The organism is Streptomyces sp. NPDC024555, from assembly GCF_055559335.1.
Genome location: NZ_JBVHKV010000020.1, coordinates 1 through 16,030, shown reverse-complemented (window position 1 = coordinate 16,030; position 16,030 = coordinate 1). Strand labels below are relative to the sequence as shown.

Annotated in this window: 14 protein-coding genes; 13 read left to right on the top strand and 1 reads right to left on the bottom strand. The window is 72.6% G+C overall.

Annotated elements, in window-relative coordinates; all coding sequences use genetic code 11:
* The first annotated feature begins 28 nt into the window (after positions 1-28).
* The 9 genes from ACZ4FH_RS29385 (at position 29) to ACZ4FH_RS29345 (ending at position 10,918) form a co-directional block, all read left to right on the top strand.
* Positions 29-1,477 carry a hypothetical protein gene (locus tag ACZ4FH_RS29385; protein ID WP_467308667.1) on the top strand — a complete coding sequence of 483 codons (1,449 nt, stop codon included), beginning with the start codon at positions 29-31 and terminating at the stop codon, positions 1,475-1,477.
* On the top strand, positions 1,474-2,280 hold the full coding sequence (locus ACZ4FH_RS29380; RefSeq protein WP_467308665.1) for a 4'-phosphopantetheinyl transferase family protein: 807 nt from the start codon (positions 1,474-1,476) through the stop codon (positions 2,278-2,280). Before ACZ4FH_RS29385 ends, ACZ4FH_RS29380 begins: the two co-directional genes overlap by 4 nt.
* The gene (locus tag ACZ4FH_RS29375; protein WP_467308664.1) at positions 2,277-4,328 is read left to right on the top strand and encodes a condensation domain-containing protein; all 2,052 of its coding nucleotides are present in this window, start codon (positions 2,277-2,279) and stop codon (positions 4,326-4,328) included. Before ACZ4FH_RS29380 ends, ACZ4FH_RS29375 begins: the two co-directional genes overlap by 4 nt.
* An 87-nt stretch (positions 4,329-4,415) precedes the next feature.
* The gene (locus ACZ4FH_RS29370; protein WP_467308662.1) at positions 4,416-4,625 is read left to right on the top strand and encodes an acyl-CoA carboxylase subunit epsilon; all 210 of its coding nucleotides are present in this window, start codon (positions 4,416-4,418) and stop codon (positions 4,623-4,625) included.
* 34 nt (positions 4,626-4,659) lie between these two features.
* Positions 4,660-6,252, top strand: coding sequence for an acyl-CoA carboxylase subunit beta (locus ACZ4FH_RS29365; protein ID WP_467308661.1), 1,593 nt, complete (start codon positions 4,660-4,662; stop codon positions 6,250-6,252).
* A 131-nt stretch (positions 6,253-6,383) separates the two neighbouring features.
* Positions 6,384-7,229: an AfsR/SARP family transcriptional regulator gene (locus tag ACZ4FH_RS29360; RefSeq protein ID WP_385115617.1), complete on the top strand. Its 846-nt coding sequence runs from the start codon at positions 6,384-6,386 to the stop codon at positions 7,227-7,229.
* A gap of 215 nt (positions 7,230-7,444) precedes the next feature.
* Positions 7,445-8,266 carry an AfsR/SARP family transcriptional regulator gene (locus tag ACZ4FH_RS29355; protein ID WP_383641450.1) on the top strand — a complete coding sequence of 274 codons (822 nt, stop codon included), beginning with the start codon at positions 7,445-7,447 and terminating at the stop codon, positions 8,264-8,266.
* A gap of 196 nt (positions 8,267-8,462) precedes the next feature.
* A complete protein-coding gene (locus tag ACZ4FH_RS29350) occupies positions 8,463-9,305 on the top strand; it encodes a metallophosphoesterase family protein (RefSeq protein WP_467308659.1) in 843 nt (280 codons plus the stop codon).
* A 359-nt stretch (positions 9,306-9,664) separates the two neighbouring features.
* A complete protein-coding gene (locus ACZ4FH_RS29345) occupies positions 9,665-10,918 on the top strand; it encodes a helix-turn-helix domain-containing protein (RefSeq protein ID WP_467308657.1) in 1,254 nt (417 codons plus the stop codon).
* 29 nt (positions 10,919-10,947) lie between these two features.
* On the opposite strand, the gene ACZ4FH_RS29340 is transcribed toward ACZ4FH_RS29345, so the two are convergent.
* Entirely contained in the window at positions 10,948-11,232 is a 285-nt protein-coding gene (locus ACZ4FH_RS29340) for a hypothetical protein (protein ID WP_467308656.1), read from the bottom strand.
* A gap of 373 nt (positions 11,233-11,605) precedes the next feature.
* Between ACZ4FH_RS29340 and ACZ4FH_RS29335 the strand changes: the two genes are divergently transcribed.
* The 4 genes from ACZ4FH_RS29335 to ACZ4FH_RS29320 all read left to right on the top strand — a co-directional run.
* Complete coding sequence (locus tag ACZ4FH_RS29335) at positions 11,606-12,751, top strand: aminotransferase class V-fold PLP-dependent enzyme (protein WP_467308655.1); 1,146 nt, start codon at positions 11,606-11,608, stop codon at positions 12,749-12,751.
* Positions 12,752-12,955: 204 nt separating this feature from the next.
* Positions 12,956-14,176 (top strand): methionine adenosyltransferase, encoded by a 1,221-nt coding sequence (gene metK / locus ACZ4FH_RS29330; protein ID WP_467308653.1) that lies wholly within the window; start codon positions 12,956-12,958, stop codon positions 14,174-14,176.
* A 70-nt stretch (positions 14,177-14,246) separates the two neighbouring features.
* The gene (locus ACZ4FH_RS29325; RefSeq protein WP_467308652.1) at positions 14,247-15,230 is read left to right on the top strand and encodes a carbohydrate kinase family protein; all 984 of its coding nucleotides are present in this window, start codon (positions 14,247-14,249) and stop codon (positions 15,228-15,230) included.
* Between the two features lie 50 nt (positions 15,231-15,280).
* Positions 15,281-16,030 (top strand): adenosylhomocysteinase (locus ACZ4FH_RS29320; protein WP_467308650.1); only part of this gene is annotated, 750 nt, incomplete at its 3' end.

Here is a 16,030-nt window from a genome sequence, read left to right as displayed (position 1 = left end):
GGCAGGACCGACGAGGAGGAGCACGCCGATGGGCAGGGTCTTGCGCTTGCAGCAGCCCGGAGCGAGGAACCGCGGCGGCGCGGCCGTGCCCGCCGACGGTGCCCCCCGGCACACCGACGCCGCCGACGGATCCGGCCAGGTCCACCCGCGGACCCCGGCGGGCCGCGGCGCGCTCCTGGCGGACGAGCGGCCGGCCGGACCCGTGCTGCCGCCCTTCCACGTGGCGGAGCCGCTGCCGGCCGCCGTCCTCCAGCGCGCCCGGCGCCTGGAGGGGCTGCTCGGGGACCCGCGCGACCGGAGCAACCCGTACGGCCACCACGCCCTCGCCCACGGGGCCGGGCGCCGGCCGTTCGACGGGCTCGGCGGACTGGTCGAGTCGGAGATCCTGCCGGTCGCCAAGGGCGGCCACTTCACCGGGGGCGAGGCGCTGGCCGCCGCGCTGCGGCCGCTGCTGCGCCGCGATCCCGAGCTGGGCCACACCCTCGTCACCTCCACCCTGGCCGCCGTGCCCGGGGCCCCGCTGCCGGACCGGTCCGTGGAACTGGCCCGGCTGCTCGGGCCCGCCGCGCTGGGCGCCGCCGCCGGAACCGCGCTGCGGGCCGCCGTGCGCGCCGTCGCCCAGGGGGAGCGCAGAACGCCGGGGCTGTCGCGCTGGCGCGCCTCCCTCGCCCGGAGCTTCGCCGACCTGCTGGCCTGCGAGAGCCTGACGGCCGTGGCGCTGCGTTCGCTGAGCCGTCCGTCCGGCACGGGCGACGCCGTGCTGCGGGCCGCCGCGGGCTGCGTCGTGCCCGCGCTCGCCGCCGAGATCCTGGACGAGGCCGTGCTCACGCTCGGCGAATGCGGCCACGGGCGCGACAGCGCCGCCCTGCGCTGGTGCCTGCGGGCGGCGGACGGGACGGCCCGGGTACGCGAGGCGAGCGGTACGGCCGAGAGCAGGGCCCAGCTGCTGCGCGCGCTGCCCTCGTCGGCCGGTCCCGGCGGCGGCCGCGCGGCCGCCCGCCCGGCCGGGGAGTACTCCGGCCGAACGGACGACGGCACGCTCTCCACCGACCCGGTCGCCGATCTGCACGGACTGCTCGACGCGGCCGCCGCCGGCCGGGACGGCTCCGGCGCCTCGGACGGCCCCGAGGCGGGACGGGACCGCGCCGCGGGACGGCTGCTGGCCGAACGCCGGCTGCTGACCGGACCGGAGCGCAAGGTGCCCGGGACGGGGGCCGCCGCGGCCGAGCGGTACGCCCAGCTCCTCACCGCCTGCGTGGTGCTGGCGGTCCGCCGGGACACGGCCCGCTACGGCCGCAGCGGCTTCCTCGCCTCCGGGGGATGGACACCGCTGGCGCTGGCCCGCGCCGTCCAGCGCCTCGGGCTGCCCCCGGTCGGCCCCTTCGACCGGGCCCAGGCCGGGGTCGAGGCGGAGCTGGACCGGCGCGACCGGATGGGCGTCGACACCGATCTCCACGCCACCAGGATCCTGTGGTGAGCGCCGTGAGCACGGAGCCGCTGTACGTGGGCGGCCCGGACGGTCCGTGGGATGCCGTGCAGGACCGTTTCAGCAGTGCGGGTCACGTGGTCGTCCACACCACCTGGGGCGTCTGGGCGCCGTCCGCGCTGCTCGATCCCGATCTGCGCCAGACGCTGGGCCGGGACTGGCCCCGCTACCGGCAGTTCCCCGCGACCGGTCAGCGGCTGGGCTTCGCGGCCTCGCGCTACGTCATGAAGTACACCGTGGCGGAGGCCCTGGAAGTGCCCGTCGGAGCCATCGACTTCACCTTCCGGCCCGGCGGCCGGCCCGGGGTGCGGGGATGGGACGAGCTCTCGCTGAGCCTCGCGCACACCGACGAACTCCTCGTTGTCGCGGTCAGCCGCACCGGACCGGTCGGCGTGGACATCGAACGCGCCGACCGCTCCATCCCCTTCGACCTGATGGGCGAGGAGATGTGCACACCCCGCGAGGTGCGGCGGCTGACCCAGCTGCCCCCGGAGCGGCAGCAGGCCGAACTGCTGCGGCTCTGGACCCTCAAGGAGGCGTACACCAAGGCGCTCGGATACGGCCTGCGCCACAGCTTCTCCCGGGTGGGCTTCGAGTCGGACGCCGAGGGGCGGACCCGGCTGGCCGCACCCGCTCCGGACACCGGCACCTGGACGTTCGGCACCCACGAGGTCCAGGAGCGGTATGTGGTGAGCGAGGCCCACCGCGGCCCGCTGCCCGGACCGGCCGCGGACCCGTCCCCGGCCGACGGCGGCCGGGACGCGGGGGACGAGGGCGCGCGGGACCGGGAATGAGCGGCGGACGCCCGAGCCCGGGAGGCGTGCTCTGCGCGACGCACACGGCGTCCGCGAGGTCCTCCGACGGCTCCCATGTGATCGAGCTGCACGGCGCGCTGGCCCCCGCCGACGCCGACCGGCTCGCGGCCCGGATCGTCGAGCGCCACCAGGCCTTCTCCGTCCTGGTCACCGGTCTCACCGACAGCCGGCACACCCTGACCCTCGTCCCGCGCGACCCCGCCCGGGGCGCGCCGCTGACCCCCGAACTCCTCGCCGATCTCCTGCTGCTGCCCGGCGGGGCGCGGACCGTGCCGCTGTCGGGCACCCAGCTCGACCGGGTCCGGGCCGCCGTCGGCGCGCCCGGCGATCCGGGGCGCCAGGTGGAGCAGGTCGCCCTGCGCTGGACCGGACAGCTGGACCCGCACCGCTTCGTGGCCGCCTGGCAGTCGGTCGCGGCCCGCGAAACGGTGCTGCGCAGCGCCTTCGACTGGGTGGCGGCCCCCCGGCTGGTGCTGCACGACCACGCGGACATCGAGGTCGCCCACCGCTCCCGTTCGGCGCTGCGGTCCTGGAACGACCTGCTGGAGGACGACCGGGCGCGCGGATTCGCGCTGCACCGGGCCGGGCTGCTGCGGCTCACCCTGTTCGAGGACGTCCCGGCCACCCCGGACGCCTCCGTGCCGTGCACCCGGGTCCTGCTGACGTACCACCGGGCCCTCCTGGACGAGCGGGCCGTGCACATCCTGCTGCGGGCCTTCTACCGCGCCTATCTGGCGGGCGGGTCCCTGCCCGGCGGGGAGCGGCGCCCCGACGTCCGTGACCACGCCCGCTGGCTGGCCGCGCAGTCCCCGGACGCCGCGCGCGCCTACTGGGCGTGCGCCGCACCGCCGCCCGACGCCTGGTCGGGCCCCGGACGGCCCGGCGGCTCCACCCGGCAGAGCGGCGACGCCCGCGTACGGCGCCGGCTCAGCCCCACTCAGGCGCTGCGGCTGCGGGCCTGGGCGGCCGACCGGGGCGCCGGTGAGTCCAGCGCGCTGCACCTGGTCTGGGCGCTGTTACTGCACCGGGCCGCGCGGGAGACCCCGGACGGCCCGGCCGAAGTGACCTTCGGCGTACGGCTGTCGGCGCGCGATGTCGCGATGCCCGGCTCCGCCGACGTCCCCGGCCTGCTGGGCGGCCGGGTCCCCCTCACCGTGACGGTCGACCCGGCGGAACGCCTGGACGCGCTGCTGCTGCGGCTGCGGGACGCCGGACTGGACATGGCCAACTACCCCTGGGCGAGCGACGATCTGCTGAACCGGTGGGCCGGGCGCGCGGTGCGTCCGGCCGACACCACCGTGGACTTCGACAGCAGACCGCCGATGGTCCCGGCCGTACGCGCGGAGCTGGAGGCCCACGGCATCCGCGTCGACGTACCGAGGCTCGTCGGCGGCTCGGGCGGCCCGTTCACCCTGGTGGCCCGTCACGAGCCCGACGGGAGCCTCGGCCTGACCTCCCTCTACGACCGCGCGGTGCTGCGCGACGACGACGCGGCCCTGCTGCTGTCGCAGTGCGTGCGGATGCTGCGCGCGCTGGCGGAGTTCCCCGGCTCGGACACCACCGTCGCCCAGCTGGTCGCGGTCCTGGACGACGTGGACGTGCCGAGGGCGGCACAGCCGCCGCCGGGGGCGCCCGGGAGCGGGGCGGCCGGGACCGGCGTCCCGGCCCTGACCACGCTGCGGCGCGGCGAACCCGGGGCGGACGTCATCTGCCTGGTCGCGCAGGAGGGCGTCGCGCCCGGCGCGCACAGCCGCTTCGTCCGGCTCCACGAAGGACCCGAGCGCATCGTCGAACTCCGCTGCCAGGGACCCCCGCTCGCGCTGCCGTCCGCCCTCGCGGAGATGGTGCGCGGGTCCGGGCTGCTGCTCTGCGGGTGCGGTCCGGCCGCGGTGACGGCGTACGAGATCGCGCACACGGTCGCGTCCGGCCGGGATCCGGTCGTGGTCATGGTGGGCACGGGGAGCGCCGAGGCGAGCGCGGACGCGCTCGCGGCCGCGCTTCGGTCCGTGGTGACGGGCCGGGCGTAGCCGGTCCGTCGCGGCGCGGCGCGCCCGGATCCCGGTGGGGCGAGAGCGCTCCGCCGGGCACATCGGAACAGGTCTGAGGAGGCCGTCATGACGAATCCGGAAATCGGCGGGCAGGTGGTGGGCGATCTGCTGCGCGTGGAGCGCGGCCGGGCCGACGCCGAGGAGGTGGCGGCGCTGACCGTCCTGCTGCTCGGGCTGCGCCCGCGGGCCCGGCGGAGCGGCCCCGAGCGGCCGGAGCGGGACCGGCACCGGCTGCCGGAGCCGCAGCCGTACCGCGCGCCCGGCAGCTGGCGGTGACGGGATGTCGCACGCCCTCGGGGAAGGAACGGACATGACGTCGGCAGTGGACTCCGGCCGCACGGAAGCGGGCGCGGGACAGGGCGGCGGGCGGGTCGCCGAGCTGCACGCGATCCGCGCCCAGGCCCTGGGCGGGCCGAGCGAGCGGGCCACCGAGGCCCAGCACGCCAAGGGCAAACTCACCGCGCGCGAGCGCATCGATCTGCTCGTGGACCCCGGCTCGTTCCAGGAGATCGAGCAGTTGCGGCGGCATCGGGCGACGGGTTTCGGTCTGGAGGCGAAGAAGCCGTACACGGACGGTGTGGTCACCGGCTGGGGGACGGTCGAGGGGCGGACGGTGTTCGTCTACGCGCACGACTTCCGGATCTTCGGCGGGGCGCTGGGCGAGGCCCACGCGACGAAGATCCACAAGATCATGGACATGGCCATCTCTGCCGGTGCCCCGCTGGTCTCGCTGAACGACGGTGCGGGGGCACGTATCCAGGAGGGTGTCTCCGCGCTCGCCGGGTACGGCGGGATCTTCCAGCGCAACACGAAGGCGTCCGGGGTCATTCCGCAGATCAGTGTGATGCTCGGCCCGTGCGCCGGCGGCGCCGCCTACAGCCCGGCGCTGACCGACTTCGTGTTCATGGTCCGTGAGACCTCGCAGATGTTCATCACCGGCCCGGACGTCGTCAAGGCGGTCACGGGCGAGGAGATCACGCAGAACGGGCTCGGCGGCGCCGACGTCCACGCCGAGACCTCGGGCGTCGCGCACTTCGCGTACGACGACGAGGAGACCTGCATCGCCGAAGTCCGCTACCTCCTCTCCCTCCTCCCCCAGAACAACCGTCAGAGCCCGCCCTCGGTCGATTCCGACGATCCCGTGGACCGCCGCGGCGAGGCGCTGTACGAGCTGGTGCCCGCGGAGGGGAACCGTCCGTACGACATGCACAAGGTGATCGAGGAGCTCGTCGACGACGGGGACTACCTGGAGGTCCACGAGCGCTGGGCGCGCAACATCGTGTGCGCGCTGGCCCGGCTCGACGGCCAGGTCGTCGGCATCGTCGCCAACCAGCCGCAGTCCCTCGCCGGTGTGCTGGACATCGAGGCCTCCGAGAAGGCCGCCCGCTTCGTGCAGATGTGCGACGCCTTCAACATCCCGATCATCACTCTTCTGGACGTGCCCGGCTTCCTCCCCGGCGTCGACCAGGAGCACGGCGGGATCATCCGGCACGGGGCGAAGCTGCTCTACGCCTATTGCAACGCGACCGTGCCGAGGATCTCCCTGATCCTGCGCAAAGCCTATGGAGGTGCCTACATTGTGATGGACAGCCAGTCCATCGGTGCGGACCTCACCTACGCCTGGCCGACCAACGAGATCGCGGTCATGGGCGCGGAGGGCGCCGCCAACGTCATCTTCCGCCGCCAGATCGCCGACGCCGAGGACCCCGAGGCCATGCGGACCCGCATGGTCAAGGAGTACAAATCCGAACTCATGCACCCGTACTACGCGGCCGAACGCGGCCTCGTCGACGACGTCATCGATCCTGCGGACACCCGTGCGGTGCTCATCCGTTCCCTGGCCATGCTGGGTGCCAAGCACGCCGATCTGCCGTCCCGCAAGCACGGCAACCCGCCTCAGTAGCGCAGGCGCGCCTCCCCTCAAGTCCCTTGCGAGCAAGGGTGGGTGGAGGCTGGCCTGATTGACAAACCGCCTGTGCTGTTTTTTAATGTGAAGCCTTGTGCACCAGAACGGAAGCCAGGGAGGCGAGCTGCGTGGACATAGATGCTCTGGGGGCGCTGGAGGTCCGTGAGAACGGGGTCTCCATCACGCCGACCGCGCCCAAGCCCCGTCAGGTTCTCGCCCTGCTGGCGCTCCACGCCGACCAGGTCGTGCCCGTTTCGGTCCTCGTCGAGGAATTATGGGGGAGCAAGCCGCCGCGCAGTGCGCGTACGACCCTGCAGACCTATGTGCTCCAGGTGCGCGACCTCATTGCCGTGGCGCTTCTCAAGGATCCGCCCGACCGCCCCGCCAGGACGTCCAAGGAGGTCCTGGTCACCGCGCCCGGCGGCTACATGCTCGTCAGCGGTGACGGGGTCAGCGACGTCCGGGAGTTCGACCGGCTCGCCGGCATCGGCTACCGCGCCATGGACGCGGGGGACTTCCCGCGCGCCGCGGAGACCCTGCGCCAGGCGCTGGACCTGTGGACCGGGGAACCCTTCTCCGGGGTGCAGGCCGGTGCGCAGCTCGGGATGGAGGTCAAGCGTCTTGAGGAGACCCGTCTCTGCGCGCTCGACCAGCGCATCGACGCCGATCTGCGGCTGGGCCGCCACCGCGAACTGCTGGCGGAGCTGACGGTCCTGGTGAGCCGTTACCGGACCCACGAGAACCTGCACGCCCAGTTCATGATCGCCCTGCACCGCTCCGGTCGCCGGGGCGAGGCGCTCGGCCTCTACCGCCGGCTGCGCAACACCCTCGTCCACGAGCTGGGCATCGAGCCCTCGGCCCGTCTGGCCCGCCTGCAGAAGTCGCTGCTGGCCACGCCGGTCGACGACGGCCGCAATCCGCTCAACGGTTCGGTGATGCCGATGGGCGGCGCGGGCGCCGTGCCCATCAGCTGACGGGCACGGCGCGGGCCGTTCCCGTCGGTGCATTTCACTGGAAGAATTTATAGGAAGAGAAAGAAAGAGCGTTTGTGTAAAGCGATTTATTTGAAGTCCGCTACAGAGTCGCTGGAGAAAATCACTCGGTGAGTCCTGACCCGATAGCTTGCTCCCCAGCGCAGCTTTCTGGCCACTGACGGCCATGGGCGAGCGGACGCCAACGGGGAGGGCGAATGAGGGTTCAGCTTCTGGGGCCGTTGTCGGCCGAGGTCAACGGCGGGTCGATCGTCCCGACCGCCGGCAAGCCGCGCCAGATCCTGGCACTGCTTGCGCTGTACCCCAGCCGCGTGGTGCCGGTCCCCACGCTGATGGAGGAGATCTGGGCCTCGGACCCGCCGCAGAGCGCACTCACCACGCTGCAGACCTATATTCTCCAGCTCCGCCGGAGACTCGGTACGGCGATGGGTCCGGACTCGCGCGAAGGTGTCAAGGACATCCTCGCCACCCGGCACGGCGGATATCTGTTCCAGATACCGGAAATGGATATCGACGTCCGTGTCTACGAGAAACTCGCGCGTGAGGGCCAGATCGCCTTCGAACAGGGTGACAACGCCCTCGCCGCCGAGCGTCTGCGTACCGCCCTCGATCTGTGGCGGGGGCAGACGCTCGTCGACGTACGGCTCGGCCCGGTCCTGGAGATCGAGGTCATGCGTCTTGAGGAGAGCCGGCTGGTGGCGGTGGAGCGCCGGATCGACGCGGATCTGCGCATGGGCCGGCACACCGAACTCATCGCCGAACTCATGGAACTGACCGCCCGTCACCCCCGGCACGAGGGCCTGCACTCCCAGGTGATGGTCGCCCTCTACCGGTCCGGCCGGCAGAGTTCCGCGCTCGATGTGTACCGCAGGCTCCGCGGCCGGCTCATCGAGGAACTGGGGGTGGAGCCCTCGCCGCAGCTCCAGCGGCTGCACCAGGCGATGCTCGCCGTCGACCCGCTGCTGGACGTGCTGTCGGGGCCGCGGCGCACCTCGACGTTCGACCTGTTCGCCGCCTGAACGGACGGGAGCCGGGCCGGAGAAGAGCGGGCACGCGACGGAGTCCAGAACCCGGGCCGTCCCGTCGGGGGAGGACGTGGAGGCCCGGGGCCGGATCGCACACCGGGACGGGGGTGCCCGGTTCCGTTCCATCGTGGGCGACGGAAGTCGTGTACGACTGGAGCGTTACCGGAAACGACGGAGAAGGTCACCGCATATGCCGCACCAGGAGAACGCGAGCCTCTGGGCCGTGAGCGATCTGCACGCCGCGTTCACGGACAACCGGGAGCTCCTGGAGCGGATGCGTCCGGAGACGGACGAGGACTGGCTGATCGTCGCCGGCGACTGCGGCGAGATGTCCAAGGACGTCGAATGGGTGCTGACCCGGCTCAGCGGCCGGTACGCCAAGGTGATCTGGACGCCCGGCAACCACGAGCTGTGGACCCCGCGCGAGGACCCGCTCCAGCTCCGGGGCGTGGCGCGCTACGAGCACTTCGTCGCCCTCTGCCGCGGCCTGGGCGTGGTCACCCCCGAGGACCCGTACCCCGTGTGGAACGGCCCCGGCGGCCCGGTCACCGTCGCGCCGCTCTTCCTGCTGTACGACTACACCTTCCTCGCCCCCGGGGTCACCACCAAGCAGAAGTCGCTGGAGCTGGCCTACGAGGCCGGCGTCGTGTGCAGCGACGAGTTCATGCTCCACCCGGACCCGTATCCCAGCCGTGACGCCTGGTGCCGCGACCGGGTGCGGGAGACCGAGGCCCGGCTCGCCGCGCTCGACCCCGATGTGCCGCTCGTCCTCGTCAACCACTATCCGCTGGTGCGGCAGCCGATGGACATCCTGCGCTACCCGGAGTTCGCGCAGTGGTGCGGCACCGCGCGGACCGCCGACTGGCACACCCGGTTCCCCGTGCACACCATGGTCTACGGCCATCTGCACATCCCCCGGACCACGTGGTACGACGGCGTCCGCTTCGAGGAGGTCTCCGTCGGCTACCCCCGTGAGTGGCGCCGTCCGGGCCATCCGAAGGTCGGACCGCGCAGAATTCTCCCCCGGGGCTGAACCGACCGTCAGGGCCACCCGATGTCGTCATCGGACTTCTCCGGTCCCGACGCGTTCACCAGGGCTTTCATCAGCGACCCCCCTACGAGGACACGCGCTCCGGCACGGCTGCTCGACATACTGCCTCGAAACGCTCGTGATCGGCTCGGGCCCCGCTCGCGGGACGGTCGAGCGGGGCCGAAGCGCCAGGTGAGCCGGGTTGGAGACCGGGTCGTGAGGGCTGGCAAACGTTTGCCCGGACCTTGGCAGCGGCCGTACGCTCATGGTCCGATCGTGGCCCCGGCCCGCGTGTCCCCCTCCGCGGCCGCTCCCGCTCGTGCACGCGTCCCGACCCGCTGCTCTCCTTGAGGAATTGGTCCATGTTGCGACAGCCCGCGTTCGGTAGCCGGTTGAAGAAGATCCGTCTGGCCCGCGGGCTGTCGCAGACCGCGCTGGCCGGGGACGGCATGTCCACCGGCTACCTCTCCCGGCTGGAGTCCGGCGGGCGCCAGCCCACCGAACGCGTCGTGGCCTATCTCGCCGAACGGCTCGGGCTGCAGCCCTCCGAGTTCGAGGAGCCCGCAGCGGGCTCCCTCGCGCACGCCCTCACGCTGGCCACCTCCACCGGGGCCGGCAGCGCCGTCGACGTGCTCCGCGAGGCGTACGACGCCGAGAGCCACGAATCACCGGCGCTGCGCTGGCAGGCGCTGTGGCTGCTGGCCCAGTCCCGCCGGATGGAGGGTGACCATGTGGGGGAGCGGGCCCTGCTGGAGGATCTGGTCCGGCTGGGCGACGAGGTCGCGCTGCCCGAACTGCGGGTGCGCGGGCTGACCCGGCTCGCCCGCTGTCTGCGGTCCGTCGGTGAGATCCAGTCGGCGCTCGCCCTGGGCGAGGACGCCCACCGGCTGGCCTGCGAGGCGGACCTCGGCGTCGAGGACCGGGCCGCCGTCCTGCTGGCCCTGGCGTCCGTGGAGACGGAGGCGGGCCGGCTGCCCGACGCCCGCGTCCACGTCGACGAACTCCTCGACCTGGTCGAGGGGCGCTCCGACAGCCTGTGGGCGGAAGCGCTGTGGACGGTGGCCGCCGTACGGGTGCGGCAGGGCGACTACGAGAGCGCGCGGCGCATCCTGGAAGAGGCCCTGGCCGGTTTCTCCAGCGCCGAGGACCTGACCCTGTGGGTGCGGCTGAGGATGGCGGCCGGGCGGCTGTACCTGCAGCGGTCCCCGGTCGATTCGGCGGCGGCCGAACTGCGCATCGCCGAGGCGGAATCGGCGCTCGTCTTCGTGCGCACGGAGGCGCTCGACCAGGAGATGGCCGGTCTCAAGGCGGACCTGGCGTTCGTCACCGGCCGCTACGACGACGCCCGAGCGCTGCTCGCGGAGCTGGCCCGCGGCGAGCTGATGACGTACCGGGACCGGGTGCGCTTCGACGTCCTGCGCCATCAGCTGGGGGTGCTGGAGGGCGACGAGAGCGGTGTCCAGGGCCTCGGTGCCCTGGCGGCGGAGGCGCAGTCCAGCGGGAACATCGATCTGGCCGCGGAGATCTGGCGGGTGCTGGCGGAGGCGCTGACCCAGTTGCGGATGTCGTCCGCGGCCGCGGCCCCCGGGCTCGTGAAGGAGTCCGACAGCGCCTGATCCGGCGCGGAGCGGAGGCCGGCCGCCCGTCACGCACCGATGACGGGCCAGCCGATGGTGCCGTTCGTCGTGTCCGTCGTGCCGGTGGTGGCCGGGGCGACCGGCCAGCCGATCGTGCCGTTCGTCGTGTCCGTCGTGTCGCTCGTGTCCGTCGTGCCCGGTGCGACGGGCCAGCCGATGGTGTCGTTCGTCGAGTCCGAGGCGGTCGGGGCGACGGGCCAGCCGATGGTGTCGGCGGAGCCGACCCCGGCCGAGGCGAGGAACGCGGCGGCGAGCGTGGCGGTGACGACCAGACCCCGGGCGAGACCCTTCATGACTGACTCCTCTGTGACTCGGTTCTGCCAGTGCGTGCTGTTCCTTGGCAAGAACATTGACAACTGTGCCTTGGATTCCGGTCGCGATGTGCTCAAGAATTACTGGAGTACGGCAATTCCCTGACCGGAACGCGCCCGGCGGAACGCACACACGATCTGCGCACATCCCAACTGACCTGCGTGGATACCCGTTTGCCCGCGTGGGTGTCCGCACGTGCCCCCGCGTCCTCCTGATGCCGGCCGCCCTTTGCCGCGATGCCGCGTATTGCCAGAACTAGAGCCCCGCTGGAGCGGGCGTTGCCAAATTCCCCGCCCTGTAGGCAATCTATTGCCAACAGCTTGGCAATTTCCTGGCACAGGGGAGGCCCTGAACATGATTCACCTGAATACGGCAGGTCAGGGCCGGATGCCCGCCTCGGTCCGCACGGTTCTCACCGAGTGCGTCCGCGTCGAGGACCGCTTCGGACCGCACGAACTGGAGGAACGGGTCGGCGACCTCGTGCACGGAGAGGTCCACCACCGGCTGGAACGGCTGCTCAACACCCCCGACGGACACACCGAACTGTTCACCGGCGGCGCCGCCGCGTACGAGGCCCTGGTGTCGGGCCTCACCCTCGGCCGGGGCGACCGGGTCTGGACCACGCCGTACGAGAGCGCCGCCCACCTCGCCACCCTCAGGTCGCTGCGCGACCGCACCCGCTGCCGCATCGAGGTCGTCCCGCTGCGCCCCGACGGCGACCTGGACCTCGCCTGGATGGGCGCCCACCTCGACGACACCGTGGCCCTCGTCTCCGTTCCGCACGTCCCCGCGAGCCGGGGCATCGTCAACCCGGTCGAGGAGATCGGCCGCCTCCTCGCCCCGCACCGCTGCCTGTACGCGGTCGACGCCGCGTACGCGCTCGGACAGGTGCCGGTCGACGTGGCGCGCATCGGCTGCGATCTGCTGACCGGCGACGGCTGGCGGTTCCTGCGCGGCCCGCGCGCGGTCGGCTTCGCCTACGTGGCGCCGGCGCTGCGCGACGCGCTGACCCGGGCGGACGCGGGCGACCGGGCCCCCCGGGCGACCACCGTCGTCTCGCCCGTGCCGACGACCGCCGCCGTCGCCGCGTTCGCCTCCGCCCTGGTCCACCGCGCCGAGCGGCCGGCCTCCTCGTACGACGAACAGGCCCGGACGCTGCGCACGGCCGTCGCCTCGGTCGGCGGGGTCGAACTGCTGGCGCCCGGCCGCCACCAGTCGGCGATGGTCGCCTTCCACCACCCGGAGCTGTCCGCCGCGCTCATCCGCTGCGGACTCGCCGAACGCGGGGTGGCGGTGCGCAAGACCGTCGCCGACGAGACACCGCTGCTCCCCCTGCCGGGGGCGGCCACCACCGCGCTGTGCGCCTCGGTCGGCGAAAGCACCACACCGGCCGACATCGCCGAGTTCGCGCGCGCCCTGGCCGCCACGGTCACCGAACTCCGCCGGCGGAACGTCGTCACGCACACCCGTACCGCCCGCATCGCCCTGGTCGGCAGCTGATCGCCTGCCCCGCTCCACCGGCCGTCCGGCCGGATCGAGCACTCTTCGAACCGTTCTCAAGCCCCGGGCACGACCGTGGGAGGCGCGATCGCCGTGCGCACCTTCGGGTGACCGGCGGCTGCTCCAGTGATCCAAGCCGCCGCGGAACGTGCGGGAAGAGCCCACGCACGACCACCGTCCGACCACGCACCCTTCTGGAGAGCCATGTCCCGTCGCCTGTTCACCTCGGAGTCCGTGACCGAGGGCCACCCCGACAAGATCGCTGACCAGATCAGCGACGCGATCCTCGACGAACTGCTCCGGCAGGACCCGTCCTCCCGCGTCGCCGTGGAGACGCTCATCACCACGGGCCAGGTGCACATCGCGGGGGAGGTGACGAGCCGCGCGTACGCCGACGTCCCCACCCTGGTCCGCGACAAGATCCTGGACATCGGCTACGACTCCTCGGCCAAGGGCTTCGACGGCGCCTCCTGCGGCGTCTCGGTCTCCATCGGGGCGCAGTCCCCGGACATCGCGCAGGGCGTCGACACCGCGTACGAGAAACGCGTCGAGGGCGCCTCGCGGGAGGAGGAGGACGAGCTGGACCGGCAGGGCGCCGGTGACCAGGGCCTGATGTTCGGCTACGCCACCGACGAGACGCCGAACCTGATGCCCCTGCCCATCGAGCTGGCCCACCGGCTGTCCCGCCGGCTCACCGAGGTCCGCAAGGACGGCACCGTCCCCTATCTGCGCCCCGACGGCAAGACCCAGGTCACCATCGAGTACGACGGCAGCCGCCCGGTCCGGCTGGACACCGTCGTCGTCTCCTCGCAGCACGCCTCCGGCATCGACCTGGACGAGCTGCTGGTGCCCGACATCCGCCGTCATGTCGTCGAGGTGGTCCTGGCCCGGCTCGCCGAGGACGGCATCAAGCTGGAGACCGACGACTACCGACTCCTCGTCAACCCGACCGGGCGCTTCGAGATCGGCGGCCCGATGGGCGACGCCGGCCTCACCGGCCGCAAGATCATCATCGACACCTACGGCGGCTACGCCCGCCACGGCGGCGGCGCCTTCTCGGGCAAGGACCCGTCGAAGGTGGACCGCAGCGCCGCGTACGCGATGCGCTGGGTCGCCAAGAACGTCGTCGCCGCCGGACTCGCGTCCCGCTGCGAGGTCCAGGTCGCGTACGCCATCGGCAAGGCCGAGCCGGTCGGCCTGTTCATCGAGACCTTCGGCACGGCCACGGTCGACGAGGAGCGGATCGCGCAGGCGGTCTCCGAGGTCTTCGACCTCCGCCCGGCCGCGATCATCCGCGACCTCGACCTGCTCCGCCCGGTCTACTCCCTGACCGCCGCCTACGGCCACTTCGGCCGGGAGCTGCCGGAGTTCACCTGGGAGCGCACCGACCGGGCCGCCGCCCTCAGTGCCGCCGTCGGCGCCTGACCGGGGACCCCCGGCACCGTCTTCGCCGCGGCCCGGATGCGGGCCGCACTACAAGAGTTCAGGAGTCAGTGTGCGCATCGCGGTGACAGGGTCCATCGCCACGGACCACCTCATGGCCTTTCCCGGCAGGTTCGCCGACCAGTTGATCCCCGATCAGCTGGCCCATGTCTCGCTCTCCTTCCTGGTCGACGGGCTCGACGTCCGCCGGGGCGGGGTCGCGGCCAACATCGCCTTCGGTCTCGGCAGCCTCGGCCTCTATCCGCTGCTGGTCGGGGCCGTGGGCCCCGACTTCGCCGAGTACGAGGTCTGGCTCAAGGAGCACGGGGTCGACACCGGCGCCGTGCGGGTCTCCGCCGAGCACCAGACCGCCCGCTTCATGTGCATCACCGACCAGGACGCCAACCAGATCGCCTCGTTCTACGCCGGCGCCATGGAGGAGGCCCGCGAGATCGACCTGTGGCAGCTGGTCGGCTCCTGGGACCGCCCCGATCTGGTGCTCGTCTGCCCGAACGACCCGGCGGCGATGCTCCGCCACACCGAGGAGTGCCGCCAGCTCGGGCTGCCCTTCGCCGCCGACCCGTCCCAGCAGCTCGCCCGCCTCGACGGCGAGGAGGTCCGGGACCTGGTCGCGGGCGCCCGGTGCCTGCTCACCAACGAGTACGAGTCCGCCCTGCTGCTGGAGCGCACCGGCTGGACCCGTGAGGAGGTCCTGGAGCGCGTCGACACCTGGGTCACCACCCTGGGCGGCGGCGGTGTCCGCATCGACGCCGTGGACGAGCCGACGCTCACGGTTCCGGCCGTGCCCGGTGTCGAGGTCGCCGACCCGACCGGCGGCGGCGACGCCTTCCGCGCCGGGTTCTTCGCCGGCGTCGGCGCGGGGCTGCCGCTGGAGGCGGCGGCCCGGCTCGGCTGTGTGACCGCCGCGGCCGCCCTGGGGGCCGTCGGCTCGCAGGCGTACCGCGTCGACCGCGACGCTCTGCTCGCCGCGCTCGCGGGCGCCTACGGCAGCGCGGCCGCGGACGAGATCGCCCCCGCCCTCAACGCCGTTCCGTGACCGGTGGTACGGCCCCGACCAGCCCTTTCCCCTCCCAAGGAGTAGTACGCATGCCCGCTCAACCGAACGCCGCCTTCACCGATTTCAAGGTCGCGGATCTCTCCCTCGCGGCGTTCGGCCGCAAGGAGATCACGCTCGCCGAGCACGAGATGCCCGGCCTGATGTCCATCCGCAAGGAGTACGCGGACGCCCAGCCGCTGGCCGGTGCCCGGATCATGGGCTCGCTGCACATGACCGTGCAGACGGCCGTGCTCATCGAGACGCTGGTGGCCCTGGGCGCCGAGGTCCGCTGGGTCTCCTGCAACATCTTCTCCACCCAGGACCACGCCGCCGCCGCGATCGCCGTGGGGCCGAACGGCACGCCCGAGGCCCCCGCCGGCGTCCCCGTCTTCGCCTGGAAGGGCGAGACGCTGGAGGAGTACTGGTGGTGCACGGAACAGGCCCTGACCTGGCCCGGCCACTCCGGTCCGAACATGATCCTCGACGACGGCGGCGACGCCACCCTCCTCGTCCACAAGGGCGTCGAGCACCAGAAGACGGGCGTGCTCCCCGCCGCCGAGAACGAGGAACTGGCCGTCGTCCGCGCCCTGCTGGAGAGGAGCACCCTGGACTGGTCCGTCCTCGCCTCGGAGATCCGCGGGGTGACGGAGGAGACGACGACGGGTGTGCACCGTCTGTACGAGATGCATCGTGACGGGACGTTGCTGTTCCCGGCGATCAATGTGAACGACGCGGTGACGAAGTCGAAGTTCGACAACAAGTACGGCTGCCGTCATTCGCTGATCGACGGGATCAACCGG